This window comes from Paenarthrobacter sp. AMU7 (assembly GCF_041200195.1).
GTDB lineage: Bacteria > Actinomycetota > Actinomycetes > Actinomycetales > Micrococcaceae > Arthrobacter.
In genome coordinates, this window is the sequence record NZ_CP165735.1 from 1,507,686 (window position 1) to 1,532,400 (window position 24,715).

Consider the following 24,715-nt stretch of genomic DNA (forward strand, 5'->3'; position numbering starts at 1 on the left):
ACCATGGGTGCACCGGAATTTGTGCTCAAACTGCGGGAGAAGATCGGCAACGACCCCCTCTGGCTACCGGCCGTCCGCGGGGTGGTCTTCGATAACGATGGCCGTGTGCTGCTGTGCCAGCGGGCAGACAACGGTCACTGGACACTGATCACGGGAATGTTGGAGCCGGGGGAGCACCCTGCTCCGGGCCTTGTACGGGAAATCTTCGAAGAAACAGCGGTGGTGGCTGAGACTGAACGGATCCTCGGCGTTGGGGTTGTAGGTCCGGTGACCTTCCCCAACGGGGACGTCTGCGACTTCCTGGACATTACATTCCGGTGCAAGTACATTTCCGGGGAAGCCCGGGTAAACGACGACGAATCCATCGACGTCGGCTGGTTTGAACTGGACGACCTCCCGGATATGAGCTCCGGCAACCTTGAGGCCATCAGGCTCGCCACGGAGCCCGAGGGCCCCGTGGCGTACCAAACGGAGGACTGACGCTACTTGCGTCCTGCTTCGGCCGTGGGTCGGTCCTTGTCGAGGTCATCCGACGCGGCAACGTCGGTTTCGAGCTGACCAACCAAGCGCTCAGCCGCCAGCTTCTCAGCCTCCTCGCCGCCCACAGCCTCACCGCGTGCCACCATTCCGGCCGTGTCGGAGAGAGGGATCTGCTTGAGCGTGATGGCCAGGATCAGTGCGATGGCAATGAAGGGTACCAAGTACCAGAACACGGGTGCGAGCGAGTTGGCGTAAGCGTTGACGATCGCGTCCCGCAATTGGTCAGGGAGCTGTGCCAGTGCCTGGGGATCCAACGTGCTGGTGGACTGCGAAGCTTGTTCGGCAGAAGCGCCGGCGCCGGTGAATGCCTCAGTCAACGATTCGGACAAGCGGTTGGTGAAGATCGCACCGAAGACGGCGACACCCAGCGATGCACCTACTTCACGGAAGTAGTTGTTGGTGCTGGTGGCCGTGCCGATCTGGTCAGCCGGAACAGAGTTCTGCACCACCAGGACGATGACCTGCATGATCAGGCCCAGGCCTGCGCCGAAGATGAAGAGCTGGACACAGATCACCCAGATTGGCGTGGATGCTGCCAGAGTGGTCAGCCACAACATCGCCGCGATGGTCAGGGCCGCACCGAGGATGGGGTACATCTTGTACTTGCCGGTTTTGGAAATCCGGATACCGGAGTAGATGGACGTACCCATCAGGCCAACCATCATGGGGAGCATCAGCAGGCCCGACTCTGCCGCCGAGGTGCCCGAGGACATTTGCAGGAACGTCGGGACGAAGGCGATGGCAGCGAACATGCCAAGGCCCAAGGTGAAGCCGATGGCCGTTGCGTTGATGAAGATGGGGTTCTTGAACAGGCTCAGGGGAATGATGGGATCCTCGGCCCGGCGTTCAACCATCACAAAGGCGAAGGCAGCCAGGACCATGCCCGCGCCAAACGCCCAGGTAAGCGGCGAGTCCCAGCCCTCGTCCTTCTTGCCACCGAAGTCGGTGAAGAAGATGAGGCACGTGGTGGCTGCGGAGAGGAAGACGACACCCAGGATGTCGATCTTCTTTTCGGCCTTCTTGTTGGGCAGGGTCAAGGTGAACCAGGCGGTGATGAACGCCGCGATACCAATGGGGATGTTGATGTAGAAAGCCCACTCCCACGTGAGGTGGTCCACGAAGAATCCGCCCAGCAGCGGTCCGGCCACAGCGGAGAGACCGAAGATGGCGCCCAAAGGGCCCATGTACTTGCCGCGTTCCTTGGCAGGAACGATGTCAGCGATGATGGCCTGCGACAGGATCATGAGGCCGCCACCGCCCAGGCCCTGGAGGGCGCGGAAGATGACGAAGCCCCAGAAATCGGTGGCGAAGGCGCAGCCCACGGACGCCAGTGTGAACAGGGCAATGGCAATGAGGAACAGGTTGCGGCGCCCCAGGATGTCACCAAACTTGCCGTAGATGGGCATCACGATGGTGGTGGCCAGAAGGTAGGCCGTGGTGATCCAGGCTTGGTGCTCCACCCCGCCGAGCTTGCCCACAATGGTGGGCATGGCGGTGGAGACGATGGTCTGGTCGAGGCTGGACAGGAGCATGCCTGCGATCAGAGCCGAGAAGATGATCCAGATGCGTTTCTGGGTCAGCAACAGCGGTTCTGCTGCCTTCGGGAGTGTACTCATGCGGGGTCCTTCGAGGTATCAAGGGGGTTGGGGCCCAGTTGCTGGTTCGTGGCCAGCGGCTGGGCAAAGAGTTTCCGCGCGGCGTTGAGGTTCTGTTCGAGGATGCCGCGGTACGGGCGGGTGTTCTCCTCCGAGAAGAACTGCTGGGCTGTCTTCTTGGAGACCGCCCCGAACAACGCCGTCGCTGTCATGACTTCGGGATGCTCAGGATCCAGCCCTTCGCGGGCGGCCACCAAGGCAGCGAATTGCCGTTCACGGGCCTCCCCTTCCAGGGTCAGGCGCGCCAGAAGTTGTGGTTCGGCCGTGATGGCAGCGATGAACTGTTGGACCTCGCTACGGCTGATGGACGAACGCTCCATCAGAGTCACGGTGAGCACATGCAGAGCTGCCAGAAGAGTTCCGGAGATGCTGTCCGGCGTGCGCGAAGGGTTCTGGTTGAACGCTTCCAAGGCGTCTGCGGGCAACTCATCCGAGAAAGAGCCGATCACGGCATCTTCTTTGGAATGGAAGTAGTTGAAGAAGGTTCGGCGCGAAATTCCCGCCCCTTCGCAGACTTCCTCAACAGTGAAACCGCTGAGGCCATGCTCCGCGGTCAGGGAACGCGCGACGGCGGTGATCGCCGTCCGCGTGGCAGCCCGCTTACGCTCGCGGAGGCCGCCGTCGATATTTGCACTATTGCTCACAAAGTAAAGTTTTGCACTCCAAGCCAGAAAGTGCAAAAAAGCAGGAGTTCTTGGACAGCAGTTGACCCTGAAGGTGGGCGCTCAGGGCGCGCCGTACAAAAACTCCGGAGTACGACGACGGCCGGCACCTTTCGTGCGAAAGGTACCGGCCGCCGTCGTGCTGTTGGGTTTTAGACCAGGAGTCAGGCCTTGTGGGCCGGCGCCGTCATGGTGGTGACGTCCAGGGCCTTGTCGAGCTCGGCCTCAGTGACCTTGCCTTCGCCCTCGCCAACGAAGCCGAGCTTTTCGGTCGCCTGGCGGATGGTCAGGCCCTCCTTGACGGCAATTTTGGCGATCTTGGCAGCGTTTTCGTACCCGATGAACTTATTCAGCGGGGTGACGATGGACGGGGAAGCCTCGGCCAGGAAGCGTGCACGCTCCACGTTGGCGGTGATGCCGTCGATCATCTTGTCAGCCATGACGCGGCTGGTGTTGGCCAGCAGGCGGATGGACTCCAGGAGGTTGGCGGCCATGACAGGGATGCCGACGTTGAGCTCGAAGGCGCCGTTGGTGCCGGACCAGGCGATGGCGGTGTCGTTGCCGATGACCTGGGCGCAGACCATGATGGACGCTTCGCAAATCACCGGGTTGACCTTGCCGGGCATGATGGAGGAGCCCGGCTGAAGGTCCGGAATGGCGATTTCGCCGAGACCCGTGTTGGGGCCCGAGCCCATCCAGCGAAGGTCGTTGTTGATCTTCATGAAGGAGATCGCGATGTTGCGGAGCTGGCTGGAGCCCTCGATGAGGCCGTCGCGGTTTGCCTGTGCTTCGAAGTGGTCGCGGGCCTCGGTCAGCGGCAGCCCGGTGTCGGCTGCGAGCAGTTCAATCACGCGCTCCGGGAAGCCGGCAGGGGTGTTGATGCCGGTGCCCACTGCGGTGCCGCCCAGGGGAACTTCGGCAACACGGGGGAGTGCAGCGTTGATGCGCTCGATGCCGTAGCGGACCTGAGCGGCGTAGCCACCGAACTCCTGGCCGAGCATGACGGGCGTTGCATCCATGAGGTGGGTACGGCCCGACTTGACGACGTCCTTGAACTCCACGGCCTTGCGGTCGAGGGAAGCGGCCAAGTACTCGAGGGCCGGGATCAGGTCGTTGATCAAGGCAGACGTGGCGGCGACGTGGACCGACGTCGGGAAGACGTCATTGGAGGACTGCGAAGCGTTCACGTGATCGTTCGGGTGGACAACTTTGTCACTCCCGGCGGCTGCGAGGGCGCGCGATGCGAGCTCGGCGATGACCTCGTTGGTGTTCATGTTGGAGGAGGTGCCTGAACCGGTCTGGAAGACGTCGATGGGGAAATCGCCGTCGTACTTGCCGGTGGCAACCTCATCGGCGGCGGCGGCGATGGCCTCGGCGAGCTCACCATCGAGCACCCCCAGTTCGGCGTTCGCCAGTGCAGCTGCCTTCTTGACGCGGGCCAGGGCTTCGATGTGTGTGCGCTCAAGCGTCTTGCCGGAGATCGGGAAGTTCTCCACAGCACGCTGCGTCTGGGCGCGGTACAGGGCGTTCACGGGGACGCGAACTTCGCCCATCGTGTCATGTTCAATACGGAACTCAGTGGTGGAAGTCATGGGGCTAGCTTAGGGCGATTGGACGCCGCACAGAAAACCCGGAGGGGAGTGCTACGTGCTCCGGCGCCCGGGCCGGAGCACGTGCTCCTAGAGCTTGCCGATCCCGGAAACGAGGGCCGCGCGGCCTTCATCGAGCTTGTAGGACAGGCCAATGACAGCCACCCGACCGTCGTCGATGGCGTCGGAAATCACACGCGAGCTGTCGGCCAGGCGGGCGGCGGTCTGCTTGACGTGCTCCACCACCATGTCGTTGACGTCTTCCTGGCTGTTGCGCTTGGCCGTCAGGACCGACGGCGTGATGCGTTCCACGAGGTCACGGATGAAGCCAGGAGGCATCTCACCGGTTTCCACGGCGGCCTTGGTGGCCTTCACTGCGCCACAGCTGTCATGGCCGAGAATCACAATCAACGGAACCCGGAGTTCGCTGATGCTGTACTCGAGGGAGCCAAGCACGGCGTCGTCAATGACCTGGCCGGCGGTGCGGACCACGAAGGCGTCACCGAGGCCCAGGTCAAAGATGATCTCGGCGGCGAGCCGTGAATCCGAGCAGCCGAAAATGACAGCAAAAGGATTCTGGTTCTCAATGAGTGAGGATCGACGCGAAGCATCCTGGTTGGGGTGCAGGGATTCGCCGGAAACAAAACGTTCGTTGCCCTCGCGGAGACGGCGCCACGCCAGGGCTGGAGTCAGGTAAGTAGGCACGAGCCTTACTTTACGACGCTGACAGGGCAGTCCGTGAAACTGTTGCGCGGGTTAAGCGGACGGTTGCGTTGATGCAGGGGCTGAGGGGGGCGCGCTAGCCGACGGCGCCTGCTCTGCGGACTTCACGACGGCGGCAGCGAGCGTTGCGAACTCATCCAGGCTCGCGGTGCCGCTCAAGATGATGGTGGTACCCCGGTACTCCAGGACCATGCTGCGCTTCTCCTTGCCGGAGTCCCGCAGTTCCCAATCCTGGCCACCGGCGTTGCGCGTGCCGGTGACGGGCAGGTTTTCCGTCTGCTGCAAGATCCAAGTGGGGTTGGCCTGGGTGGTCTGGGTGAGGCCGATGAAGGCCTCCTTGGGGGTCAGGAAACCAATCTCCCACGTCGGGACGCCACTTCCCGTGCCTGATTCCCACCGGGCGTAGTTGGGTTTGAATGTGTCGCCCGTATCCGGGGTCACCGGTGTGAATCCCGCCACACCTGCGGCGTTGCGGGCAATGGCTGCCACGTCAACATCGGGCCGGAAGCCCTCGCCCTTCGGAGCCGGGTTCATCAAAACGATGGGGAGGAAAGCCAGCACGCAGACAAGCAGGGCAATGACCATGCCAATGACCGACGCGTTGGCCCGCTTGGCAGCTTTCGCCGCAATGACGGGTTTGTAGGGGGCATCCGGGAGGGCCTGGGCATCGTTTTGGCTGGCCGCTGCAGCGTCCGATTGGTTCTCGGCTGCGGGCTTGTCCTGCGTTTCACTCACCTGTCCATGATCCCTTATCCCGGCAGGGAACACACATCCGGGAACCTCACCACCGGCATCGGGGGCTGTGGTCATCCAACGACTCCTGGACCACGTGGCGACTATGATCGTTGATAGAGGAACCCCGGGTTGCCCCGCGCAACCATGTCCGGTCCCGTGAATCGTCACTCGAAGAAGAGGTTCAAGTGTCTCCTGCACCAATGACCCAGCAGTATTCCACGATTTCGCCGTCGCTCGCCGTCGGCCTCGACGAACCCGACCGCAACCTTGCGCTTGAACTCGTCCGAGTCACCGAGGCCGCGGCAATTGCCGGTGGCCACTGGGTGGGATTCGGTGACAAGAATAAGGCAGACGGCGCCGCCGTCGATGCCATGCGTTCGTTCCTTCACACTGTCCACTTCAACGGCGTTGTGGTCATCGGTGAAGGCGAAAAAGATGAAGCCCCCATGCTGTTCAACGGCGAGCAGGTTGGTGACGGCACCGGCCCCGAGTGCGACGTCGCCGTCGACCCCATCGACGGAACCCGTCTGACCGCCCTCGGCATCAATAACGCCCTCGCAGTGCTGGCAGTTGCTGAGCGCGGATCCATGTTCGACCCCTCCGCCGTGTTCTACATGGAGAAGCTCGTTACCGGCCCAGAAGCCGCCGACATGGTGGACCTTCGCCTGCCCGTCAAGCAGAACCTGCACCTCATCGCCAAGGCCAAGGGCGTCAAGGTCAACCAGCTCAACGTCATGATCCTGGACCGCGACCGCCACCGCCCCCTTGTGGAAGAAATCCGCGAAGCCGGTGCACGCACCAAGTTCATCATGGACGGCGACGTCGCCGGCGCCATCGCCGCAGCCCGCTCCGGCACCGGTGTTGACGCCCTCATGGGTATCGGCGGAACCCCGGAAGGCATCGTCGCAGCCTGTGCCATCAAGTCGCTTGGTGGCGTCATCCAGGGCCGCTTGTGGCCGACGTCGGATGAAGAGAAGCAGAAAGCCATCGACGCCGGACACGACCTCGACCGCGTCCTGTCCACCAACGACCTCGTTACTTCGGACAACTGCTACTTCGCAGCCACCGGCATCACCGACGGCGACCTCCTCCACGGTGTGCGCTACCAGAAGGACCGCGTGATGACGCAGTCCATCGTCATGCGCTCCAAGTCCGGGACGGTCCGCTTTGTTGAGGCCGAGCACCACGCATCCAAGTGGGAGACGTACGCGCGCAAGCCGTAACCTCCGCTTCTAACAGAAGGACGGCGAGCATCGCTCGGCGGCTATCTCCTCGTACCTCGTCGATTTGATGCCGCTTTCGCGATACTCGCCGTCCTTCTCTGTGTCCGGTGGCGGTACGGGTGGGTCGCGGGAAAAGGCCTAGCGGAGTTTGTCGCGGAGCTTTCTGGCCAGTTGGTAGGCACCGTAGCGGACTTTGTTGACCGGGAGGTCCCAGGTGCCGGGGTAGGAGACTTCGCGGCCGCCGAAGGATTTCTTGAACGCAGTGAACCCGGCCCACTTGTGGTCCGGCTGGTCCTCGGGCGCCACGCCCCAGAGATCCACGTGCTTCAAGCCCTTTTCCTTGGCGTCAGCCATGAGCGTCACCAGGAGGGGGATGCCCGCGCTGAGCTTGCGGTGGGTGTCGTCCAAGGCCGCGTGGGCGTAGACGCGGGTGTCAGCGGAGTCGTAAGCGAAGGCAGCAGCGATGGGTTCGCCCTCCAGCTCCGCAATGAACAGTGTTCCAGCGCCGTGGGGCAGCAGGGAAGCGGCTACTTGGGTGAGGTACTCGTCGCTTTGTGGCTTGAAGCCGTTCCGGGCAGCTGTCAGGTGGAGGAAGTGCAGGAGAATCCTGATGTCTGCAGGATCCTGGGAAGCGCGGAAGGTCACGCCCTTTTTGTGGATGTTCCGGTACAGGTTCCGGTTGGTCGGCTTCATGCCGGCCAGCACGTCCTTGAAGTCGCTATCGAGGTCCACGATCCAGCTCAGCTCGGGCTGCTGGTTGACCGGAGCGGGACGCAAGCCGCGCGCGCGGAGGAGGGGGCCGGCGTCGGACGCTGTAAAACCGGCTGCTGCAGGTTCCATCCGGACGAAGACCGCATGCTCCTTTTTGGCCAGGGTTACCAAGGCCTCCGTGGCGGCGTCGAACGCTTCAACGGACTCTGCCACAGGACCGTAGGGGGCATAGATGACTTTGCCGGCGGGATTCTTTTCCTCAATGGCGAGGAAGCTCCAGCCCGGGCCGGACTGTTCGTGGACTCGGCGGCCCAGTGAACGCTGCACAGCAGCCCACGCGGGAGTTTGCAGGAAAAACTCCATGGATCAGTTCCCCAGCCCTGTGGTGACGGCAAAGGCGATGCTGGTTTCCGTGGCTCCCTGGACAGGATGGACGTTCACGGGTGCCTCAAGGTCCGGAATAAACGCCGCCGCGCCGCGCTCGAGGCGGAGGTCGCTCTTGGGCGAGTCAAGCAGCACCGAACCGGAAACCACCACGACGACGGCAGGTCCGGTTTGCGCCAAGGGAACCGGCTCGGCACCCGGGCCAAGTTCAATGCGCTGCAACTGGAATTCGTTGAAGGGCGGCCGGTACAGCTCCTGCCCGAACTCGGTGCCACTGACCTGGACGCGCGGCACTCCGAGGGCTTCAAACCGGACCGTCTTCAGCAATTCCGGAACGTCCACATGCTTGGGGGTGAGCCCGCCCCGAAGCACGTTGTCGGAGGAAGCCATGACTTCAACGCCCAGCCCATGAAGATACGCGTGAATGTTTCCCGCAGGCAGGTAAACCACCTCGCCGGGCTCCAGGGTGAGGTGGTTGAGGAGAAGTGAGATGAGGACGCCGGGATCGCCGGGGAAGGCCTCGTTGATATCCAGCATTGCCGTCAGGGCTTCCCGGTGCGGCTCCAGCGGAGCTCCGGCGGACAGGACCGCCACTACCTCGTTGATGGCGTCGGAGATATCTCCGCCACCCTCGATAAGGCGGCTGAAAGCTGCCTTGAGCGCAGTGGCTTCGTCGGCCTGGGCGAGATCGGAGATGACGTCCTGGATGACTGCCGGTACGTCCACCGCCGCTGCATCGAGGACCTGCGCCAGGTGCTCAAAGATGCTCCGCGAATCAGCGGGGGAACGGAAACCACACAAGGCCCTGAACGGAGTGAGGGGAAAAACCATCTCAGGCTTGTGGTTGTTGTCGCGGTAGTTGCGATCCGCTGCGTCCGCGGGGATCCCGGCGGCGTTCTCCCGGGCAAAGCCTTCCCGGGCCTGTTCCAGGCTGGGGTGCACCTGCAGGGACAACGGCTGTTCCGCTGCCAGCAACTTGGTGAGGAACGGCAGCCGCGGTCCGAATTCGGCCAGGCTCTCCGCACCCAGGAACCGCTGGGGATCGGACTCGATCAAGGCGTTCAGGGGTTGGGTCACGCCGTTGGGGTGAAGGGCTGTGGAGGGGGAGTCCGGGTGGGCGCCGATCCACAGTTCGGCTTCGGGGCCACCTGATGCCGGGCGCCCCAGCAAGTTTGCGATCGCCGTCGTCGAACCCCACGCGTAGGGTCGCAAAACATTCTCAATCTGGTACACGAAAGAAGGTCCTTATCGTTGCGCTGGACGTGGGGTGGAGGGGATCTGCACGCCTACAGCGGTGCGCACTGTCCGTTGGTGGCTACGAGATCCCGGATGCCTTGCTCATCGCCCTGGGCCTTAAGGCCGTTGAGCAGTTCGATGGTGATGGGGGTGCCATCCGGAGTGGTGGTCACCGGGGTGAAATCGGCCGACGGCGAGGGAAGCTGGCTTGTGGGGAGGCGCCCTGCAACCGGCCCGGCAGCCACGATGGTGCCGGCAGCAGCGCCGTTGGGCGATACGACGGCATCATCGGCTTTGGGGGCGTTGGACGACGCCAGGACTTCCTGGACCTTGGAGTGGATGAGGTCGAAGTCGGGCACGGTGGAGAAGGACGCGTCGAAGTCCGGTGGGCCGATGGTGAGCCGCTTGACGGGCTGGTTCTTGGACTTCAGGGCGAGGTCCACGAAGCTGCCCAGCTGGTTGGAAGAAATATTGGAGTCAACAACCTTGGTGCCGGCGTTGGCGATGTCCTCGAACTTGGTGAGGAGGGTGGCCGGATCCAACTGCTTGAGCATGGCCTGCTGTACGCATTGCTGGCGGGCAATGCGGGCGTAGTCATCCACGAATTCGCGGGAGCGGCCGTACCAGAGGGCATGGAAACCATCCAGGTGCTGGTCACCGGCCGGGATCCAGCCGTCCGGCATGCCATGGATCCCATTGGCCTCATCAGTGACGGGACCACTGATGGGAACCCAGCCGCCGGCCTTGATGCGGATGCCGCCCATGGCGTCGATGAGTTTGGCAAAGCCATCCATGTCCACCAGGACGTAGGCCTGGACAGTGATTCCGAGCGTGCCGGAGACCGCCTCCAAGGTGGCCTGGGCGCCGGGATCGGCAACTCCGGGGTAGAGGTTCTGGTAGTTGTTGGTGACCTCGGTATTGACGGCATTGATGAGGCATTCGTCACCGCAGTTGTAGCCCTCAGGGTAGATCTCACGCATGGGTGAGCCCTCGCTGAACTGGGCGTTTTGAAGGTTGCGGGGGACGGAGATGATGGCGCTCTCGCCGGTCTTGGCGTCGACACTGATGACGGAGAGGCTGTCCGGGCGGCGGCCCGTCCTGTCATCCCCGGCGTCGCCACCCATCATGAGGAAGTTGTAACGCCCGTCCACGGGATCGATGGCCGGGCCGGCGTTGAAAATACTGCCGATGGCGTTCCGGCTGACGTTCAGGACGTAGGCGATGTAACCCAGCGAGCCGCTGGCAAGCACTGTAGAGACTGCCAGGACCACGGCAATGATGGGTCGCATCCCCGGAGCCAGCAGGGCAGGCCTGATGATCCGCAGGGTGTTGAGGAACAGATAGGCCCATCCCAGAGCCAAAGCAACAAGGACCACGATGATGAAGAGTGAACCGATCGGATGGGTAAAAATACTGAGCAACACGGTGCGGTTCACCAACGCGATGAACAGGGTAACCAGCGCCAGTGCCCACACGGTGAGCGTGACGCGCAACGCCATCCGGCCAAGTTTTCGGTCTCCGGCAACAATCTGGGCGCTGCCGGGGATAAAGAGCGTGAGGAGCACCAGCACGAAGGCGCGTTTGGTCCGCACCGGGGCGCTGGCCCCGGACGGATAGCGGACGGGATCAGTCAGGGCGGAACCGGGCTGATTCGAAGTCTTGTGCATGGTAGTCAACCGCTGCCTTCCTAGCGGGAGCCCCGGTCTGAAGCGTTGGCAGGGGAGAAGACTTCCTCTACTTTGCGGCGCAGGTTTTCGCCCTTCTTGCTGGCGACGTCATTGAGCTCCTGGGCAAAATCGAGCAGATCTGCGCGGAGCTTCGCTGCGAGTTCGTCCGTTCCCGAGGCCAGCATCCGGACAGCCAGGAGACCGGCATTGCGGGCCCCGGCAATGGACACCGTGGCCACCGGGACACCGGCAGGCATCTGGACGATGGACAGCAGGGAGTCCATGCCATCCAGGGTCTTCAGGGGCACGGGGACGCCGATCACAGGAAGCGGTGTCACCGAGGCCAGCATGCCGGGAAGATGGGCGGCCCCGCCCGCACCGGCGATGATGACCCGCAGTCCACGCTCGTGGGCAGTCTGGCCGTAACGGATCATTTCGGTGGGCATGCGGTGCGCAGAAACGACGTCCGCCTCAAAGGGGATACCGAATTCTGCCAGGGCGTCCGCTGCAGCTTCCATGACGGGCCAGTCCGAATCCGAACCCATCACGAGCCCTACCAGCGGGGCTGTTGCTTCTGACGTCATGCGGTCTCCTCAAGGGTGGTCTGCTCGGGCTTGCGGCCGTCGCGGATGATGTTGGCCACGACCGTGGCGCGCTGGCGGACAGAGTCGACGTCGGAGACCGAACTGCCTACGAGGTTCACGTGGCCGATCTTGCGGCCGGGACGAACGGACTTGCCATAGGAGTGGACCTTGGCTGCGGGCTCGTAGGCCAAGGCAAGGGGGAAGGCCTTGAACAGGTCCTGGTTCTCGCCGCCGAGGAAATTCTTCATGACCACCACGGGCGCCAGTGCGTCGGTTGCGCCGAGCGGCAGGTCCAGCACAGCCCGAAGGTGCTGTTCGAACTGGCTGGTAATGGAGCCGTCCTGGGTCCAGTGCCCCGTATTGTGCGGGCGCATGGCAAGTTCGTTGATGAGGAAGCCTGCACCGACACCCGGGGTCTCAAACAGTTCTGCAGCCATGACGCCGGTGACGCCAAGCTCATTGGCGATCCGCAACGCAGCTTCCTCGGCGGCAGCGGCCACCTCAACGGGGATGTTCTGGGCCGGTGCGATGACTTCGTCGCAGACACCGTCCACCTGAATGGTGTGGACCACGGGCCAGGCCCGCGATTCGCCGCCGGGGGTGCGGGCGACCAGTGCCGAGAGTTCGCGGCTGAAGTCCACCTTTGCCTCTGCAAGCAAGGGGCTCATGGCCTGGAACCAATCGGCGGTCTCCGCGGCGTCCTCTGCTGAGTGGACAATCCTGACGCCTTTGCCGTCGTAACCGCCGCGTGGTGTCTTCAGGACAACGGGCCAGCCGATGCGGTCGCCAAAAGCCACCAGCTCTTCAACGCTGTTGACCGCGGACCACTCTGGATTGGGAAGACCGAGGCGGTCGATCGCAGCCCGCATCACCAGCTTGTCCTGGGCATTGACCAGTGCGTCGGGGCCGGGCTGGACGTTGACGCCGGCATCCAGAAGGGCCTGCAAGTGTTCAGTGGGGACATGTTCGTGGTCGAACGTCAGCACGTCCAGGCCCTTGGAGAACTCAAGGAGAGCGTTCAGGTCCTTGTAGTCGCCGATCGGGGCTGTGGCCACCGCGGCAACAGCCGAAACGTCCTCACCCTCAGCCAAAACACGGAGTTCGAAGCCCAAGGCGGTAGCGGGCGGAGCCATCATTCGTGCGAGCTGGCCGCCGCCAACAACGCCAATTACTGGAAAAGTCACAAGGTTCAGCCTACCGAACCGGTGGGGTGATCACTGATTCTGCCGCCCTCGCGGCTGCTTTTTCCACAGCTCCGGCGGCATGAGGGCGCCAGTATCGGCGTTCTCACAGTCACCTCAAAGGCAGTGCGGGGAAATCGGGGCTAAAATGGACTTGGCCCATCGGCCCACCTTTTCAACGGCCATGGAGGGTCATGATCACCACACTTGCAGATCGCATCCGCGGACTCGCCTCGCTTTTTTGGCGCGAAGTAGCGAAGTTCGGCGCCGTCGGCGGTGTTGCTTTTGTCATTGACTCGGCCGTTTTCATCTGGCTGTTCTCCGGACCGATGCACGGCAGCGAAGTGTGGGCCAAGGCCATAGCAACCATCGTTGCAAGTGTTTTCTCGTGGGTCGCAAACCGTTTTTGGACATTCCGCCACCGCAAGCAGGCGAATGTGGTCCGTGAGGCCGTGTTGTTCGCCATCATGAACCTGGTGGGGCTCCTGATCGCATCCGGTTGCGTTTGGTTCGCCAAGTACATCCTGGACCTGAACGACAAGCCCTCACTGTTCATCGCCGGCAGTGTGGTAGGCCTTGTCCTGGGCACCATCTTCCGCTTCTTTGCCTACCGTTTTTGGGTGTTCAACGAAGAACTGGATGCCGAGCCGGAGTTCTCGCATGACCACGAGATCATCGAACTCCACCACAAAGCCAAGAGCGAGGCCGGAGCTGCCAACCCCGGCACCGGCGAGTTGCCGTCCGTTAAGAACGGCTGACCCGCTCGTTCTCCAGCAGGTGCTCGGTCACCTCGAGGTCAGGGTGTACCAGCACTACCGAGCCGTCGCCGTGCCAGGCGCCCAGTGATGATGCCAGGCATTTCTCCAGGCCGTCTGTTGCGCGTACCAGCAGGCGGACGCCGGGTTCGTGGCCAGCGGCAAATTCCTTCATGAGGGCTTCGTGGGTGAGTTCCGAGGCACCCCGCACTGCCGGCAAATCCGGGGCGGGCTCGTTGTGCGCCATAAAGACGTCGCCATGGGAGCGGACTTCCGCCGCGTAATCCACGACGCCGGATGGCAGCTCACCGGGCCAACGCATCGCAAGTGCTGCGAGCGGTACGGCCACCACTGCGTCGAAACCGGACCCGTCGCCGTCGTCGGGACTGTCGGTGACCAGGAGATCCGCGGAGGTGCGGTCAAAGACCACCTCCATGCCAAGCTGCCAAGCCGCCAACGCCCAGACGAAGGACTTCCAGTGCGCGGGAAGGTCCAGTCGGATGGTCATGCCGGGTTCCGCGTCCAGCTCGTCCTGCAGGAGGTTGCTGGTCTTGGCCACCCAGTTGTCCAGGACGCGGCCCGAAAGCTCCACCCGCTCGGAGTCAGGCCCGTACCACGTAAGCCGTGGTGAGGTTGAATGGCCGGATCGCAGGGCGGTCATCAGGTTCGCTGCCGGGATGCTCATGCGTCAATCTTGCCACGGTGGCCCCCCGCCGTCCCGGGGATTATCACCGGGTTTGTGAATTGCGACACAGGACATTTTCTCCAGTCGGTGGGCGCCTCGCGTCGAAAGGCTTAGTTTTCCGCGGAAATTCAATGAAAGTTCACGTAAATCGATCCGGGCCTCCCGTTTTCCGCAGAGACACGCAGCGGCACGGGCAAAATCTTGGGCGTGGCGCATCCCACGTTTCTGCGGATTCTTGATTATTATCCCGGCGCAGCTTGACTGACGGGTAGTTACACGCGTGTAATTAGTAATCAAACGCCGCTGCACAGATATCCGGAACGTCGCCGGGAATCGGAAACACATCCAAGCAGCAGCTGCAAAATCAGGAGGGACGCCATGGGGCAAGCGTTGCGTATCCAGGAAGATGCAGTCGTCGCAGAACATGCGTCGGTGAAATACCGTTCGCGGGAAGTACCGGGAGATTGGTACGTCGACCCAGCGGATCCGGAAGCGGCAGACCGCTACAACCAGAATGTGCAGGACTCTTTGGAGGATCAGGCAACTGCCCTCCTGGCTGCACATGAGGCGCTGATCGGCGATCTGCCTGCAGGGCCGGAAGAAGACTTGGACGACCCTCCCATGGAGGTGCGTCGTCCGCTGGAAACTCCGGGGCAGCCCGTATGGATCGGCCTGCCGGGCCAAGGCGACTTCGATGACGAAGGTGAACTTGGCTGGCAGACTGATGCACTGTGTGCTCAAACCGATCCGGAAGCTTTCTTCCCGGAAAAGGGTGGTTCCACCAGGGACGCCAAGAAAGTCTGCGGGGCGTGCAACGTCCGTTCGCAGTGCTTGGAATATGCCCTCGCCAATGATGAGCGGTTCGGTATTTGGGGCGGACTCTCCGAACGGGAGCGTCGTCGGCTAAGGAAGCGAGCGGTCTAATTCTCAAGGAAGTTCACGTTACCGCCGTTGTGGTCTCCCACAACGGCGGCAACTATCTCCCCAGGACACTGGCGGCATTGTCGGACCAAACGCGTCCGGCAGATGCCGCCATTGGCGTTGATACAGGTTCCACGGACAATTCGCTGGACATGCTTCGCGAAGCTTTCGGCCAAGGCAATGTCACCACCTTCCAGCAGGCGAAATCCGGTTTTGGCGCAGCAGTTCAGGCAGGCCTCCACGAGCTGGCGCATGACCAGGATGCCACTGGCGATGACCATGGAAACCGCGCCGGCTCTTTTGACTGGATCTGGCTCCTTCACGACGACGCCGCTCCGGCACCCGATGCCTTGGCGGAACTTCTGCACGCCGTGGAACGGGCCCCATCGGTGACAGTGGCCGGTTGCAAGCAGCTCGGTTGGGACAATGAGCGCCACCTGGTGGACGTAGGACTCTCCACGAGCCGCTGGGCCGAACGCCTGACCCTGATCGATGCGGACGAAGTAGACCAGGGGCAATACGATGCCCGCACGGACACCTTCGCCGTGAATTCTGCCGGGATGCTGATCCGCCGCGACGTCTGGGAGTTGCTGCAGGGCTTTGATCCTGCGCTGCCTGGCAGCGGCGACGACGTGGACTTCTGCTGGCGGAACTGGCTGGCCGGCAATCGCGTGGTGGTGGTTCCCAGCGCCAGGATGTTCCACGTGGAGCACCGTCCCCATGGTTTGGGCACCTCCTCAGCCGCGCGCAAAGCCCAAATTCATCTGCGGCTCAAGCACGCTCCCTGGTGGAAGGTTCCGTTCCAGGCCGCGGGAGCCCTGTTCGGTGCCATCGTTCGACTTATGCTGAGCATTCTGGTCAAGGAACCGGGATACGGCTTCTCGCAGTTCACGGCAACCGTTGCCGCCTTGGTCCGACCGGTCGCCATTGCGCGGGGCCGCCGGGTTGCCGCAAGCACACGCCGGGTGCACCGTTCGGTGGTCCGCGGCCTGCAAACATCAACCCGTGAAGTCCGATCCAACAGGCGGTCTTTGCTGGAGGCGATCCGCCCCAGTGACGACCCGTCCGCAGTTTCGGACCTTCTGGCTCCCGAACCCAGCGGTGATGCCGCTGACGACTTCGCATCCTTGGCAACGAACGAACGCGGTTGGGTGGGAACAGGCGCCGTCGCGGCGGCCCTGCTGGCCCTTGCCGCAGCGCTTGTTGGACTGCTTGGGCTGCTCCGCTCCGGCGTCGTGGCCGGTGGCGGCCTCATCCCGCTCTCTGCAACGCCTGGAGACATCTGGGCCAATGCCTCCACATGGTGGATCTCCCTCGGCGCAGGATTGCCGGGGCATGGGGATCCCTTTGGCTACGTGCTGTGGCTGCTGTCCCTCATTGGCGGGGGAGACGGCAACTCGGCCATGGCTTGGCTGCTCATCCTGGCCATGCCGCTGTCCGCTGTCGGCGCATGGTTCGCAGCGGGCGCTTTGACCACCAAGCGCCGTTTCAGGACTGTTGCCGCCCTGGCATGGTCTGCCGCCCCCGCCCTGCTGGTCGCGATCAATGAAGGCCGCGCAGGCGCCTTGGTTGCCCATGTGATGATGCCGCTGTTGCTGCTCGGGCTGCTTCGCGCCTCGGGATCTGCGATCGGCCACGTGAATTCACACCCCGTCTCTTCACTGAGCAGGCGGCCTGCTCCGATCCTCGGAAAGCCGGGCATCAACGGAACACCGTCCTGGACCGCTGCCGCGGCCGGCGGGCTGGTCATGGCCGTTGTGACTGCCTCGGCACCATCGCTTTTGGGGCCGATCGTGGTTGCGGTGATCCTTGCGGCCGTCATCCTCGGGCAGCGCGGAAAGACGCTGTGGTGGTCACTCCTGCCCACAGTTGCTTTGTTCGTGCCTTACGGAATTTCCGTGTTGGACAGACCCCGTGCCCTGCTGGCTGATCCCGGAGTGCCGTTGACCTTCGAAGCCGCGCCGTTTTGGCAGCAATTGCTCGGACAGCCGTTGGCATTCGACCTCGACGGCGGCCTGACCGGGCTGTCGTTCTTCGGTCCGGGCGCCGTGCCCTGGGCTTTGCTGCTGGCGCTGTTGGTCAGTGCGCCTGTCCTGGTTCTGGCAGTGACGGCGCTGTTCCTGCCCGGCAAGCGGACGGCCCTGGCGAGGGTGTTCTGGGTGGCCGCCCTGGCCACCTTGGCGAGTGGCTGGCTGGTGGGGCATGTAGCCACCGGCGTCAACAACAACGTCATCGTTGGACCTTTCACCGGCCCGGCGGTGTCAGCGGCCGGCATGTTGCTGCTCGGTGCTGCGGTCATTGGCGCAGACAAGCTCTTCTCCGCGCCCCGCCGGACGACCGATTCCAGTGGCCCCAGGCTGCCCATGCGGCGCGTGGCTTCCGGGCTGGTCCTGACGCTCCTCGTGGCCGGGCCCCTCGCGGGGATGGCCGCATGGGCAGGTCAGAACGTCCTTCAGCGTTCGCCCGCGCCCGGGTTGTCGACATCACCGAACGCGGCCGAACCGGCGTCGTCCCTGGGGGCTGAACGCCAGGTATGGCCGGTGGACTCCAGCACTTTGCCGGCCACCGCCGTCGATCGCGGACAGGGGCCGGAACGTACCCGCACGCTGGTCATTACCAGCGGTGAGCAGGGCGCGTTTACGTCCTCGTTGATGCGCGGCGCCGGCACCACCCTGGACAGCCTGTCCACCATCGCGTCGGCCCGTACCATCATCGGTGCACCGGGCCGCGAAGATATTGTGGACGACGACGCCGCCACTGCCTCGCTTCGGCGGGCAGTGGCCACCATTGTGGCCAGTAGTGGAGTGGACCCGCGCGCGGACCTGGAACAGTTGGGGGCCGGATTTGTGGTCCTGAAGGCTGCGGATAACGCAGCCCAGTTGACGGCGAGCAGGATCGACGCCGTCCCGGGCCTGGTTGCCGTTGGGCAGACCGAAGCCGGATGGCTGTGGCGCGTCTCGCCCCGGAACCAGCCTGCCGCTACAGCTGCTGAAACCGCGCACCGCGTCAGGATCATTGATGCCGATGGCAAGACCATGGCCAATCTGCCCGCAGAGGAAGTGTCCGTGGACGCTGCCGTCCCTGCCGGTGGCGAGGGCCGCAAGCTTGTTCTTGCCGAACGATCCGATCCCGGCTGGACGGCCTCGATGGATGGAAAGCAGCTCAAGACTGCCACGTCCGGATGGTCGCAGGCCTTTGAGCTCCCGGCCAACGGCGGGGAGTTGGAAGTCCGTTATACCAACCCCTGGGCTTTGTGGTTCGGCATAATGCAGGCCGTGGTGATCGGGCTGACGCTCCTGTTGGCAATACCGATGCCCGCACGGCGCACCCGAACCGGCATGTCGAGGGATGAAGTCTCCCTCCGTAAGGAGTACAGCAGTGTCTGAGGACCAGAAGCAGCCTGTCGACGAAAAACCGTCGCGCAGTTCCAGCAAGGGCTCGCGAAGTTCCAACCGGGGCGTCGTCACGGGTGTCCTCTCCGCAGTGGCCATCCTGGCCGCCGGTGGTGGAGCTGTTGCGGCGACGTCGATGATGCCCGAACCATCCGGCGGGACCACCATGGACATCCGGCAAGCCGATGTTCCCGCAGGCCGCGCATTGGGTGTGTGCCCGGAACCCGCGAGGCTGGTCAATGGAACGGTGGTGGGAACTGATGCAGACTTCAGCCCTGTCTCCACTACCGCCGTCAGCGCCCTCAACGCAGTGGTGCTGAGTAATCCGGCCGGTACGGTCCCTGGAAGCAAGGTGATGTCGCTGGAAGGTGACGCAGTTGCTGAGATCGCCAAAGCGCCGGCCAGTACTCCCACGCCAACGGCCGGACCTCCAGTGTTGTCTGCCGGTGTGGCCTCTATTTCCCCGGTGACGGCTCCGGCCGTAGTGGGAGCGGATCCCTTGGGGAATGAGCAGGCCTCCCTTGCTGCCAATCTCAGCTACGCCGCCACTGATGGAGATCTTCGCGGCCTGGCGTCAGCCCAATGCCAATCGCCGGGAAACGACGCCTGGCTGCTGGGGGCCAACACGGCAGTGGGCCGTACGGCAGTCCTTAACCTGAGCAACGCTTCGGAGACTCCGGCCACGGTGAACCTGGACCTGTTTGGGGAGAAGGGCCAGATCCAGGCGCCGGGGGCACGCGGACTCCTGGTAGCTCCCGGAACCACCCGCTCGGTGAACCTCGCAGGCTTGGCCCCCAGCGAAAGCGAACTCGCCGTCCACGTTCGCAGCACGGGCGGCCCGGTAGCTGCGACCGTTCAGCAAAGTGTTTTGCGCGGCCTCGCTCCTGGCGGCGTCGAGTACCTTTCGCCGGGCTCAGGGGCATCGAGCCTGCAGGTCATGTCCGGCGTCGATATCCAGGATCCGGCGGCCACAAAGGCACTCGCCACCAAGCCCGGCTTCGCCGACGCAGCACCCGCCCTGCAGATCGCCGTTCCCGGCTCCACCGATGCCGTAGTGCAGGTCAGCCTGTACGGGGCCAACGGCGAACGCAAGATTCCAAGCGGCGGAGTGGTGACGGTCAAAGGCGGAACCGTAGCCACCATGAACCTGGAAGGCATCCCTGCCGGCACCTACACCGTCAGGGCAAGCTCAGACGTTGCCTTCGTGGCCTCGGCCAGGGTTACGCGGGGAGCCAAAGCGGAGGAAGCCACTGACTTCGCGTGGTCTCCCTCGTCGGCCCGTCTCGGCAGCCAGCACCTCGTAGCTATTCCACGCAACGGGCAGCGGTACCTTAGTTTCGGTGTCCCCGAGGGGCGGGGCACGGTCACCTATGCCCCGGTCACCGCAGACGGCGCGGTGGGAAAATCCGTAGACGTTGACCTGTCCGGCGGCACCACCTCGTTGATCGAACTTCCCTCAAAGTCGGGCGATTCGGTGGTAGCGGGGTATGTAGTTTCTGCCTCCGGTGACCCCATCTATGGCGCACTGGTCCTTGGCACGCAGGGCCGGCCGGACATCTCGGTAGCAGCCATCCAGGACGCAGCCGCGGGACTCGAAAAGGTCCCAGTGTCCGTAGGTTACTAGCGGGGCGTTACTGATACCGGCGGCGGTATACGGGATCCAGCGTCTCCGGGGGCACGCCCAGCATTTCAGCGGTGTACTCCACCACGACGTCGTGCACCAGGTCCTGCAGTTCCTCGCGGGTGGTGCAGCCTTGTTCAACTACCCTGCGGTACACCGTGATCATGGGGGCTTCGCCGCGACCACCGGGCGTATATGAGCCCAGGGGAGCGGGGCTACCCATGGCAACAAGCTGTTCGAGGTTGGGCGGGATCTCGTCCACGGCAAAAAGGACGCCGTCAAGCTGCTTGCCCCACATGTCCTGAAGCCGCTCTGCGGAGTCCAGCACCATGTCATCGAAGCGCTCTGCGCGGGTACGGAAGCCGGGAAGGCTGGGGAGCATCAGCTCCCCGCGCAGTCCCCGCCCATGCCGATTGCGTCGACGCCGCCGGAAACCGCGCACACCCGAACCGGCGTGTTGCTTTGCCTGATCGCCATCGGCGTCAGTCCACCGGATGGTGAATCCGGGAACATGTGGCTGTGACTGCATATATCGACTTTAGTCCCGAGGAACCGCCAGCGCGACATCATTGCCTGCAGCGCGCCGGAGTTGCTGATGAGCCACCGGTTCCAGGGAGCCACGGGCAGACAATGCGCAACTCTGTTGCAAGTTGGCGCTAATCTGGGATGTTGTGGGTGCTATTCGTCAATGTTCAAGATCAGCCTGCCGCCAGTCGGCGGTGGCCACTTTGACGTACGTGTACGCCGAGTCGACCGCCGTCCTTGGTCCTTTGGCCACGTATGCCGAACCGCACGCCTATGATCTTTGCTCACAGCACGCAGAGAGCCTGACGGTGCCGCGTGGCTGGGAAGTCCTGCGCCTTGCGATGCCTGCCACGCCGCCTGAGCCTGGGCCCGACGACCTCCTGGCCCTGGCCAACGCCGTCCGCGAGGCGGCGTCAGCGGCTCCCGAAACTCCTGCCCGGCACAGCCACGGGCAGATGGAGCCGCCGGCAGCGACCGAAGGAACCCGACGAGGCCACCTGCGCATCCTCCGCGAGCCGTCCTGACCCGGTTCGCTCTGGTGTCCTGTGTCTGCTTCGGACGCAATTCGTCGCCCTGCTCCAAACAGGCTGATCCTGCGCGGTAGTCTGGAATCTGCAGATAACATCCGCCACCTGCGCCATGACGGCGCCACCCAGGGAGCATCATTCATGCCAAAGGTCAGTCCTGAACTGTTGTCCATCCTGCGCTGCCCCGTGTCGGGTTCACCGCTGGTCCAGGAGGGTGAGGAACTGGTCTCCACCGCTGGAGACTCCACCGGGAAAAAGCTCCGCTACGCCATCGAGGACGGCATCCCGCTGCTCTTGCCGCCGGAGCTCCTCGCCGCGGCCCATGCAGCCACCTCCGGCCAGCACGATTCCAAGGCTTAACCCACACTTCTTCACCCATTCCGCACGGTACCCCTAAGGACTTCCATGACTTTCGACTTCAAAGTGGCTGACATCACCCTTGCGGAGGCTGGCCGCCACCAGATCCGCCTTGCCGAGCACGAGATGCCGGGCCTGATGTCCCTCCGCGCCGAATTCGGTGCTTCCCAGCCGCTCAAGGGGGCCCGAATTGCCGGCTCCCTGCACATGACCGTCCAGACGGCGGTCCTCATCGAGACCCTCACGGCCCTGGGTGCTGAGGTCCGTTGGGCTTCCTGCAACATCTTCTCCACCCAGGACGAAGCCGCTGCCGCCGTCGTGGTCGGTAAGGGAACCCCGGAAGATCCGCAGGGTGTTCCGGTCTTTGCCTGGAAGGGCGAAACGCTGGAGGAATACTGGTGGACTGCCGAGCAGATCCTCACTTGGCCCGGCGCCGACACCAACCCGGAGTTGGGCCCCAACATGATTCTCGACGACGGCGGCGACGCCACGCTGCTGCTGCACAAGGGCGTGGATTTCGAGGCCGCCGGCGCCGTTCCCACCGCCACCGAGGAGGACCCGGAAGAATACGTCCTCATCCTGGACCTCCTCCGCAGGACCCTGGCAGCTGATCCGCAGAAGTGGACCCGTCTTGCTGCACGCATCGAGGGTGTCACGGAAGAAACCACCACGGGCGTCCACCGCCTGTACCAGCTCGCCGAGCAGGGCAAGCTGCTGTTCCCGGCCATCAACGTCAACGACTCCGTTACCAAGAGCAAGTTCGACAACAAGTACGGCATCCGCCACTCCCTTCCTGACGGCATCAACCGTGCTACCGACGTCCTCATGGGCGGCAAAGTAGCTGTCGTCTGCGGCTATGGCGACGTCGGCAAGGGCGCTGCAGAGGCGCTGCGCGGCCAGGGTTCGCGCGTCATCGTGACCGAAATCGATCCCATTTGCGCCTTGCAGGCTGCCATGGATGGGTACCAGGTTGCGAAGCTGGAGACGGTCCTGGCCCAGGGTGACATCTTCATCACCACTACCGGCAACAAAGACGTCATCATGGCCGAGCACATGCTGGGCATGAAAAACAAGGCCATCGTTGGCAACATCGGCCACTTTGACAATGAGATCGACATCGCCGGGCTGGCGAAGATCCCGGGTGTCAGGAAAGTGGAGATCAAGCCCCAGGTCCACGAATGGGTGTTCGAAGAAGGTACGGATTCCGAGCGGTCCATCATCGTGCTGTCCGAGGGCCGCCTCCTCAACCTGGGCAACGCCACGGGACACCCGTCGTTCGTGATGAGCAACTCCTTCGCCAACCAGACCATCGCGCAGATTGAGCTCTGGACCAAGAAGGACCAGCCCGCCGGAGAACGCGAGTATGGGAAGCAGGTTTACGTGCTTCCGAAGATCCTGGACGAGAAGGTAGCGCGGCTCCACCTGGACGCCTTGGGTGTCGAGCTGACCGAACTCAGCAAGGACCAGGCCGAATACCTGGACCTGGACGTCGCTGGTCCTTACAAGCCGGAGCACTACCGCTACTAAAGCGGGCCAGCACTACCCAAATCGATGGCGAAAGGCCGGACACGCGAGCAGCGTGGCCGGCCTTTCGGCTAGGATTGGGTGTTCAGTATTGCTTGCCGGGGGACAGGAAGACGGAAAACATGACGGAAGTCGCCAAACGGAAGACGGGCAAGATCCTTGCCATCGCAGGGATCTGCGCCGCTATTGCCGTGGGCGGAATTGGTGTTGCTACCGTGCCCGGACTGCTGGCCGGCCCTCCGCAGGACGGCGGCCCTGCGGCGTCTCCCACGGCAACTGTGGAAGCAAAGCCCGTGGAGTTGGGGATCACCCCGCTGGACGGTGCCATCGAGTGGAACCCCGTGGTGGGCCCGCAGATCAAAGCAGTCAACGGCAAGGTCAAAGACGTCGTCCTGGCTCCGGTAGCCGGCGGCGCGCCTGTCCAGGGCAAGACCAGCCCGGATGGAAGCACGTGGACTACCTCGGAAGTACTGAAGTTTGAAACCCAGTACAACTATTCCTTCACCGTGGTGGATACCGCCGGGAAGGAAACCAAGAAGACCCAAACCTTCACCACCGTTTCCGCAGCCTATGAGGCCGATGCTTCCATCTACCCCCGGAACGGAACCACGGCCGGGTCAGGACAGCCCATCGAGATCAACTTCAGCGAGCCCGTGGTGGACAAGGCTGCCATGGAGAAGCGAGTGGCCATCACGGTGTCCTCCGGCCAGCCCGTGGCGTGGCATTGGTATTCGGACACGAAGGTGCGGATCCGTCCCGAAGCTTTCTGGGCTTCAGGGACCACCGTCACAGTGGACATGAAACTCCTGGGCGTCGACTTTGGCAACAAGATGATCGGCAATGCGGACGTGGTGTCCACGTTCACTACCGGTCCCCAGCGTGTGGCCGTAGTGGATGACAACACCAAGACCATGAACGTGTATTCGGACGGGCAGCTGGTGCACACTGCGCCCGTGTCGCTCGGCGGCGAAGACTGGCTGTCTCCTACCGGCTATGCCGTGATCATGGAGCAGGAACGCCACTCCAACTTCAACGCGGGGACCATTGGCTTGAAGCCGGGTGACAAGGGCTACTATCCACCGCTGGTAGTGGAGTACGCCAACCGGTTGACCTGGTCCGGCGTTTATGTCCATCAGGCCCTTGAAGCGGCCTGGAGCTCCATCGGGGTTGCCAACGTTTCGCATGGTTGCGTGGGACTGCTGCCCGCAGATGCTGCCTGGTTCTTCAACAACATGAAGACCGGCGACGTCGTGCAGATCCTCAACACCGGAGCCCCCGCAGTAGAGCCCCTGGAGGGCTTCGGCGACTGGAATATCCCTTGGGCGAGCTACGCCCAGCGCTAGCCCAGCGGTTACGATAGTGGCAGTGATTATTTCCTGCGCTCTTTGACCCACCTTTCCTGTGCTGACCACATGTTGGCCCTTCACTTTGTGCTGCCCTCCTCGGTGATTCCGGGTGTCCCTGAGGGGAACCCGCCAACGGGTTCCCCGGCCTTTCCCACCGGACCCTCTTTCATCA

At 63.3% G+C, this 24,715-nt stretch carries 22 protein-coding genes; 10 read left to right on the forward strand and 12 right to left on the reverse strand.

What is annotated here, in order from left to right:
* Positions 1-3: 3 nt before the first annotated feature.
* Complete coding sequence (locus ABQM86_RS07045; protein ID WP_207596805.1) at positions 4-480, forward strand: NUDIX domain-containing protein; 477 nt, start codon at positions 4-6, stop codon at positions 478-480.
* A 2-nt stretch (positions 481-482) separates the two neighbouring features.
* Here ABQM86_RS07045 and ABQM86_RS07050 read toward each other — a convergent pair whose 3' ends face one another.
* The 5 genes from ABQM86_RS07050 to ABQM86_RS07070 form a co-directional block, all read right to left on the reverse strand.
* Entirely contained in the window at positions 483-2,156 is a 1,674-nt protein-coding gene (locus ABQM86_RS07050; protein WP_369746264.1) for an MDR family MFS transporter, read from the reverse strand.
* Positions 2,153-2,839 (reverse strand): TetR/AcrR family transcriptional regulator, encoded by a 687-nt coding sequence (locus tag ABQM86_RS07055; protein WP_207596807.1) that lies wholly within the window; start codon positions 2,837-2,839, stop codon positions 2,153-2,155. The genes ABQM86_RS07050 and ABQM86_RS07055 overlap by 4 nt, the downstream gene beginning before the upstream one ends.
* A 182-nt stretch (positions 2,840-3,021) precedes the next feature.
* A complete protein-coding gene (locus ABQM86_RS07060; protein ID WP_089594175.1) occupies positions 3,022-4,449 on the reverse strand; it encodes a class II fumarate hydratase in 1,428 nt (475 codons plus the stop codon).
* Positions 4,450-4,536: 87 nt separating this feature from the next.
* Positions 4,537-5,151 (reverse strand): carbonic anhydrase, encoded by a 615-nt coding sequence (locus ABQM86_RS07065; RefSeq protein ID WP_011774029.1) that lies wholly within the window; start codon positions 5,149-5,151, stop codon positions 4,537-4,539.
* A gap of 51 nt (positions 5,152-5,202) precedes the next feature.
* Positions 5,203-5,979: a DUF4245 domain-containing protein gene (locus ABQM86_RS07070; protein WP_369746265.1), complete on the reverse strand. Its 777-nt coding sequence runs from the start codon at positions 5,977-5,979 to the stop codon at positions 5,203-5,205.
* Between the two features lie 125 nt (positions 5,980-6,104).
* Here ABQM86_RS07070 and glpX point away from each other — a divergent pair, with 125 nt between their 5' ends.
* Complete coding sequence (gene glpX / locus ABQM86_RS07075; protein WP_017198677.1) at positions 6,105-7,127, forward strand: class II fructose-bisphosphatase; 1,023 nt, start codon at positions 6,105-6,107, stop codon at positions 7,125-7,127.
* Between the two features lie 138 nt (positions 7,128-7,265).
* On the opposite strand, the gene ABQM86_RS07080 is transcribed toward glpX, so the two are convergent.
* From ABQM86_RS07080 to ABQM86_RS07100, 5 genes are read right to left on the reverse strand one after another with little or no spacing between them, the layout of a single operon-like run.
* Positions 7,266-8,201, reverse strand: a complete 936-nt coding sequence (locus tag ABQM86_RS07080; RefSeq protein WP_369746266.1) for a lipid II:glycine glycyltransferase FemX — start codon at positions 8,199-8,201, stop codon at positions 7,266-7,268.
* A 3-nt stretch (positions 8,202-8,204) separates the two neighbouring features.
* On the reverse strand, positions 8,205-9,455 hold the full coding sequence (gene manA / locus ABQM86_RS07085) for a mannose-6-phosphate isomerase, class I (RefSeq protein WP_369746267.1): 1,251 nt from the start codon (positions 9,453-9,455) through the stop codon (positions 8,205-8,207).
* 53 nt (positions 9,456-9,508) lie between these two features.
* Positions 9,509-11,125, reverse strand: coding sequence for an LCP family protein (locus ABQM86_RS07090; RefSeq protein WP_207597507.1), 1,617 nt, complete (start codon positions 11,123-11,125; stop codon positions 9,509-9,511).
* Positions 11,126-11,145: 20 nt separating this feature from the next.
* A complete protein-coding gene (gene purE / locus ABQM86_RS07095) occupies positions 11,146-11,709 on the reverse strand; it encodes a 5-(carboxyamino)imidazole ribonucleotide mutase (protein WP_089594181.1) in 564 nt (187 codons plus the stop codon).
* Positions 11,706-12,893: a 5-(carboxyamino)imidazole ribonucleotide synthase gene (locus ABQM86_RS07100; RefSeq protein ID WP_337339540.1), complete on the reverse strand. Its 1,188-nt coding sequence runs from the start codon at positions 12,891-12,893 to the stop codon at positions 11,706-11,708. The genes purE and ABQM86_RS07100 overlap by 4 nt, the downstream gene beginning before the upstream one ends.
* 191 nt (positions 12,894-13,084) lie before the next feature.
* Between ABQM86_RS07100 and ABQM86_RS07105 the strand changes: the two genes are divergently transcribed.
* Complete coding sequence (locus ABQM86_RS07105; RefSeq protein ID WP_207596812.1) at positions 13,085-13,648, forward strand: GtrA family protein; 564 nt, start codon at positions 13,085-13,087, stop codon at positions 13,646-13,648.
* On the opposite strand, the gene ABQM86_RS07110 is transcribed toward ABQM86_RS07105, so the two are convergent.
* Positions 13,635-14,330, reverse strand: coding sequence for a TIGR03089 family protein (locus ABQM86_RS07110; protein ID WP_337339541.1), 696 nt, complete (start codon positions 14,328-14,330; stop codon positions 13,635-13,637). The genes ABQM86_RS07105 and ABQM86_RS07110 overlap by 14 nt on opposite strands.
* 378 nt (positions 14,331-14,708) lie before the next feature.
* Between ABQM86_RS07110 and ABQM86_RS07115 the strand changes: the two genes are divergently transcribed.
* Genes ABQM86_RS07115 through ABQM86_RS07125 form a run of 3 tightly spaced genes read left to right on the forward strand, consistent with a single transcriptional unit; the run spans position 14,709 to position 20,267 of the window.
* A complete protein-coding gene (locus ABQM86_RS07115; RefSeq protein ID WP_081733423.1) occupies positions 14,709-15,254 on the forward strand; it encodes a WhiB family transcriptional regulator in 546 nt (181 codons plus the stop codon).
* Entirely contained in the window at positions 15,254-18,637 is a 3,384-nt protein-coding gene (locus ABQM86_RS07120) for a glycosyltransferase (protein ID WP_369746644.1), read from the forward strand. The genes ABQM86_RS07115 and ABQM86_RS07120 overlap by 1 nt, the downstream gene beginning before the upstream one ends.
* Complete coding sequence (locus ABQM86_RS07125; protein WP_369746268.1) at positions 18,630-20,267, forward strand: DUF5719 family protein; 1,638 nt, start codon at positions 18,630-18,632, stop codon at positions 20,265-20,267. The genes ABQM86_RS07120 and ABQM86_RS07125 overlap by 8 nt, the downstream gene beginning before the upstream one ends.
* Before the next feature lie 7 nt (positions 20,268-20,274).
* Here ABQM86_RS07125 and ABQM86_RS07130 read toward each other — a convergent pair whose 3' ends face one another.
* Complete coding sequence (locus tag ABQM86_RS07130; RefSeq protein WP_207596816.1) at positions 20,275-20,793, reverse strand: metallopeptidase family protein; 519 nt, start codon at positions 20,791-20,793, stop codon at positions 20,275-20,277.
* Positions 20,794-20,935: 142 nt separating this feature from the next.
* On the opposite strand from ABQM86_RS07130, the gene ABQM86_RS07135 reads away from it, so the two are divergent.
* The 4 genes from ABQM86_RS07135 to ABQM86_RS07150 all read left to right on the forward strand — a co-directional run bounded on the left by ABQM86_RS07135 (position 20,936) and on the right by ABQM86_RS07150 (position 24,540).
* A complete protein-coding gene (locus ABQM86_RS07135; protein WP_280627517.1) occupies positions 20,936-21,313 on the forward strand; it encodes a DUF3499 domain-containing protein in 378 nt (125 codons plus the stop codon).
* Between the two features lie 144 nt (positions 21,314-21,457).
* Positions 21,458-21,676: a Trm112 family protein gene (locus ABQM86_RS07140; protein WP_207596818.1), complete on the forward strand. Its 219-nt coding sequence runs from the start codon at positions 21,458-21,460 to the stop codon at positions 21,674-21,676.
* A gap of 45 nt (positions 21,677-21,721) precedes the next feature.
* Positions 21,722-23,200 carry an adenosylhomocysteinase gene (gene ahcY / locus ABQM86_RS07145; protein WP_207596819.1) on the forward strand — a complete coding sequence of 493 codons (1,479 nt, stop codon included), beginning with the start codon at positions 21,722-21,724 and terminating at the stop codon, positions 23,198-23,200.
* A gap of 119 nt (positions 23,201-23,319) precedes the next feature.
* The gene (locus ABQM86_RS07150) at positions 23,320-24,540 is read left to right on the forward strand and encodes an Ig-like domain-containing protein (RefSeq protein ID WP_369746269.1); all 1,221 of its coding nucleotides are present in this window, start codon (positions 23,320-23,322) and stop codon (positions 24,538-24,540) included.
* Positions 24,541-24,715 lie beyond the last annotated feature (175 nt).

Bases quoted from the DNA above. Each gene is read 5' to 3' on its own strand.
- ABQM86_RS07045 (WP_207596805.1), top strand. From the start codon at position 4: ATGGGTGCACCGGAATTTGTGCTCAAACTGCGGGAGAAGATCGGCAAC.
- ABQM86_RS07050 (WP_369746264.1), bottom strand. From the start codon at position 2,156: ATGAGTACACTCCCGAAGGCAGCAGAACCGCTGTTGCTGACCCAGAAA.
- ABQM86_RS07060 (WP_089594175.1), bottom strand. From the start codon at position 4,449: ATGACTTCCACCACTGAGTTCCGTATTGAACATGACACGATGGGCGAA.
- ABQM86_RS07070 (WP_369746265.1), bottom strand. From the start codon at position 5,979: ATGACCACAGCCCCCGATGCCGGTGGTGAGGTTCCCGGATGTGTGTTC.
- glpX (WP_017198677.1), top strand. From the start codon at position 6,105: ATGACCCAGCAGTATTCCACGATTTCGCCGTCGCTCGCCGTCGGCCTC.
- ABQM86_RS07080 (WP_369746266.1), bottom strand. From the start codon at position 8,201: ATGGAGTTTTTCCTGCAAACTCCCGCGTGGGCTGCTGTGCAGCGTTCA.
- ABQM86_RS07090 (WP_207597507.1), bottom strand. From the start codon at position 11,125: ATGCACAAGACTTCGAATCAGCCCGGTTCCGCCCTGACTGATCCCGTC.
- purE (WP_089594181.1), bottom strand. From the start codon at position 11,709: ATGACGTCAGAAGCAACAGCCCCGCTGGTAGGGCTCGTGATGGGTTCG.
- ABQM86_RS07105 (WP_207596812.1), top strand. From the start codon at position 13,085: ATGATCACCACACTTGCAGATCGCATCCGCGGACTCGCCTCGCTTTTT.
- ABQM86_RS07110 (WP_337339541.1), bottom strand. From the start codon at position 14,330: ATGAGCATCCCGGCAGCGAACCTGATGACCGCCCTGCGATCCGGCCAT.
- ABQM86_RS07115 (WP_081733423.1), top strand. From the start codon at position 14,709: ATGGGGCAAGCGTTGCGTATCCAGGAAGATGCAGTCGTCGCAGAACAT.
- ABQM86_RS07130 (WP_207596816.1), bottom strand. From the start codon at position 20,793: ATGCAGTCACAGCCACATGTTCCCGGATTCACCATCCGGTGGACTGAC.
- ABQM86_RS07140 (WP_207596818.1), top strand. From the start codon at position 21,458: ATGCCAAAGGTCAGTCCTGAACTGTTGTCCATCCTGCGCTGCCCCGTG.
- ahcY (WP_207596819.1), top strand. From the start codon at position 21,722: ATGACTTTCGACTTCAAAGTGGCTGACATCACCCTTGCGGAGGCTGGC.
- ABQM86_RS07150 (WP_369746269.1), top strand. From the start codon at position 23,320: ATGACGGAAGTCGCCAAACGGAAGACGGGCAAGATCCTTGCCATCGCA.